This is a genomic window from Cyclonatronum sp. (genome assembly GCF_022565315.1).
Taxonomy (GTDB): Bacteria; Bacteroidota; Rhodothermia; order Balneolales; family Cyclonatronaceae; genus Cyclonatronum.
In genome coordinates this window covers 1-3,619 of the sequence record NZ_JAIUMX010000186.1, presented here as the reverse complement: position 1 = coordinate 3,619, position 3,619 = coordinate 1, and the positions used below count along the sequence as shown (strand labels likewise).

General features: G+C 53.5%; 4 protein-coding genes. All 4 read left to right on the top strand.

All coding sequences use genetic code 11. From position 1 onward, the window contains the following. Nucleotides 1-223 precede the first annotated feature (223 nt). The gene (locus tag LAT75_RS15380; RefSeq protein WP_291483691.1) at nt 224-955 is read left to right on the top strand and encodes a hypothetical protein; all 732 of its coding nucleotides are present in this window, start codon (nt 224-226) and stop codon (nt 953-955) included. A 127-nt stretch (nt 956-1,082) separates the two neighbouring features. Next, a complete protein-coding gene (locus LAT75_RS15375) occupies nt 1,083-1,550 on the top strand; it encodes an antitoxin Xre/MbcA/ParS toxin-binding domain-containing protein (RefSeq protein WP_291483689.1) in 468 nt (155 codons plus the stop codon). Nucleotides 1,551-1,824: 274 nt separating this feature from the next. Beyond that, entirely contained in the window at nt 1,825-3,225 is a 1,401-nt protein-coding gene (locus LAT75_RS15370; protein ID WP_291483686.1) for an amidohydrolase family protein, read from the top strand. A gap of 48 nt (nt 3,226-3,273) precedes the next feature. After that, nucleotides 3,274-3,619 (top strand): nitroreductase family protein (locus tag LAT75_RS15365; RefSeq protein WP_291483684.1); only part of this gene is annotated, 346 nt, incomplete at its 3' end.

The following is a 3,619-nucleotide window of genomic DNA, read 5'->3' as shown; positions in this document are numbered from 1 at the left end:
GGCTGATGACATCAACAATCTGACCTGAAATTTTTGGCATCTTCGTTTGCTGCTTAAAACGTAGTTGGTTAGGTTGGCTGGGAAGATAGGAAAAGCCGACTGATTTACATGAGTCCGGGTGGTTTTCGCTCCGAAAATCACTGTTTAGATTTTTCCGGAACCCCTGAGATTTATGAAGGTTAGAAAGTAAGACTCATCCCCTCATCCCCAAAAATTTACCATCATGAAGACAGCCTTCCCTGCTATCGTGCTGTTATGTTTTTTTCTGCTGCCCTCGGGCATGCAGGCGCAGGCCTTTGAGGAGCGGCCCATGCCGGGATACATTGGCGACCGCTACTTTTTTGCGGGTCCGGCCTTTGCGCAGGAGCCCGGCAGCATCCGTTACACCAACCTGATGCTGCTCCATAATCAGATTGCTTACGGGGTAAATCCGCATCTACAGCTTGTGGGCAGCTTCACTTTATTTTCTGTTCTGCCGCGTTTTTTCAGGGAGCAGCGGTACAGCAATCCGCTGAGTGTCGGGGTTCAGCTTTCAGCGCCGGGCCTGCCGGACTGGGTGCATCTCTCCTTTTCACCTGAAATTACGGCCCTGACCGGAAGCGACTTTTCGGTCACTGACTATCGGGAAAGCTGGTTTTTGACTCTAAGCGGGAAGCTCACGGTCGGAAGCCAAAACCATCATGTCACGCTGGGGCTTACCCGCTTTTTCGGTGATGAGTTTGTTGATTATTCGGTGAGAGAATCGTTCATACTCATAGCCGGGAGCAGCCGGCTTGCCCGGAATGTGCACCTGATTGCAGAAACACGCTTTGACACCACGGCCGGGTCAGACGACATCACGCTGCTTGGCTTTCGCTACTTCATACGCGGGCCGTTCAGCTTCACCAACGGCCTCGCCTGGGCCGAACCCTCGCAGGAACTCATGCCGTTTTTCGGGCTGCATCTGAAGTTTTGAGACGGTAGCGGAGACTGGGGGTTCAAACCAGCAATTTTTCTGCCCACGGCAATTATAATTCATCAGTACAATTTGGGAACAGCATCAATTGAAATTATTTTGAATTTCATCCTTTAATTGAAGTATCATGATTGAAAGTCCGGAAAAAATAAATGCTTTTGCGAATCCTTTTGATGAACTGGTGAGCATCATCGGGGAAAGTAACTTAAGTGTAAGTGTAGAGAATCCGCTGGATTTTATCACAGCAGCTTCGGGCGGAATCGGTGCGGGCGTTATTAACAGGTTTGTAGATTACTTTGGCATCACACGCAGGCAAACAGCTGCATTCTTCAATATGTCTGAACAAACTTTAGCTAAGCGTATCAGGCAGGACAAGCCTTTAGAAAAAAATGATGCTGTGCAACTTTTGGAACTTACTCATCTTTTTTTGTTTGGATCAGCGGTTTTAGAAAACAAAGAGAACTTTATTGGTTGGCTGTATCAGCAAAACATGGCCCTTGGCGGATTAGCACCTGCAGAGCTGCTAAGTGTTCCCGAGGGGATTTCGAAGGTTCGCGAAATTTTAGGGCGTATTGAGCACGGGGTTTTCAGCTGATTTTTATGTACGTCTATCGCATCACAAAAAGCCTTAGAGCTGGTGATATTAGCGGTACAGGATCGTCACTTTATCCGGGGAGGTGGAATAAAAAAATCCCGCATTTCCAACCGCAGCAAATTCCGTTTCGACAGCCGGCTTCGGAAGTAAAAATTCGTTCGGGCAACTTTTTTGTCCCGAAATTCCTTTAGGTTAGGTATAAGCGGGTCTGCAAAGAGCTGCCGCTCAGTGATTCGTCTTCTTTTTTCTTCCCATCTCAAAAATGGTTAGCGTTATGAAAATCCGATTGTTTTTTGGTGTGATGATGAGCGCCCTGCTCGTCCTTTTTTTCGATGCCGGCAGCAGGCTGGCGCAGGCACAGGCCAACGGGGAAACCCTGGTGATTGAAAACGCAGCCGTGCTGAGCATGGCAGGCGATCAGATTACCGAAGGTCAGACGCTCCTTATCCGCGACGGCGTCATTCAGTGGATGGGTGATGCGGGTTCGGCCGAAATTCCGGAGGATGCGGTGCGTATCGAAGGTCCGCTGTTTGTGATACCCGGTCTGGCCGAGATGCACGCGCACATCCCGCCGCGCATGCGGGGGCGTCAGCACATGGAAGATACCCTGGTGCTGTATCTCGCCAACGGCATCACGACCATTCGGGGCATGCTGGGCGAGCCGGCGCATCTCGAGCTGCGGGAGCAGGCCGCGCGGCATGAAATTGTGAGCCCGCGGATTTTCACCTCCGGTCCCTCCTTCAACGGCAACTCTGTAACCTCTGAAGAACAGGGCCGCGAAATGGTGCGGCAGCAGCATTTGGCGGGTTACGACCTGCTCAAGTTTCATCCCGGCCTGAACGTTGCTTTTTTTGATGCGGTAACGGAAGAAGCCAACGCGCTCGGCATTGAGTTCAGCGGGCATATTTCGCATGCGGTCGGGCTTGAGCGAAGCTTTGCGTCGGGCAAGGGCAGCATCGATCACCTCGACCGCTATATGGAGTTTCTGGCCGGCAACCCGGCTGAGCGTGAAGATCCGCCCATCATCTATTTCGGCTACGACCTTGCTTTCGATGCCGATCCGGCCCTGATGCAGCAGGCCGCCCGCCTCACCCGTGAAGCCGGCGTCTGGAACGTGCCGACCAACACCCTGCTCGAAAATGTTTTTAATCCCGAACTCACACCCGAGCTGATGCTGCAATGGCCGGGTATGGAATTCATCTCAAAGCCAACGGCCGAAAACTGGGCCAATTTTGTGCGGCAAACACGGGAAAGCGAAGTGTATGATGCTGAAAAAGCCCGGCAGTTTCTGGCCCTGCGGCTTCAGCTTACGCGCACGCTTCACCTCGAAGGCGCCGCTCTGCTGCTTGGTGCCGATGCGCCTCAGATTTTCAATCCGCCGGGTTTCTCCCTGCACCGCGAGCTCGAACTGCTCACCCGGGCCGGCCTGTCCCCTTTTGAGGCGCTCGAAACGGGCACGGTTAACGTGGCTGCGTATCTCGGCGAAAGCGAGCAGGCCGGACGTGTTGCGCCGGGCTTCCGTGCCGATCTCGTGCTGCTGCGCGTAAATCCGCTGCAACACTTCCCCTTCGGAGATCAGATCGGGGGCGTTATCCGTGAAGGGCACTACTTCAGCCGGGAAACGCTGGACGAGCTGCTCGACGGCATCCGCGAACGCGCCGGAAACGGCAACTAAAACCGTAGTTCCTCATCCATTCTGCTTTTTCCACATTACCCGAACCCAATGCCTGAACCGGAATCACCCGACGCGCACATCCCGCTTGACTTCACCCGCCTTACCCCGGCTGAAATGCATCGGCGGGCGATGGATTTTTACGTGCTGATGAATGTCCGGCGAAGCGTGCGGGCATTCGCTCCGGATGCCATCCCGGATGAGATTTTGGAGCTCGCAATTCGGACAGCGGGAACGGCTCCGTCCGGAGCCAACCTGCAGCCCTGGCATTTTTGCGTGGTCACAAATCCGGAGGTGCGGTGCCAACTCAGGGCTGCGGTTGAGGCCGAAGAAAAAGAAAACTACGAGCGGCGGTTTTCTGAGGAAATGAAAAATGCCCTCACCCCGCTTCAGACGG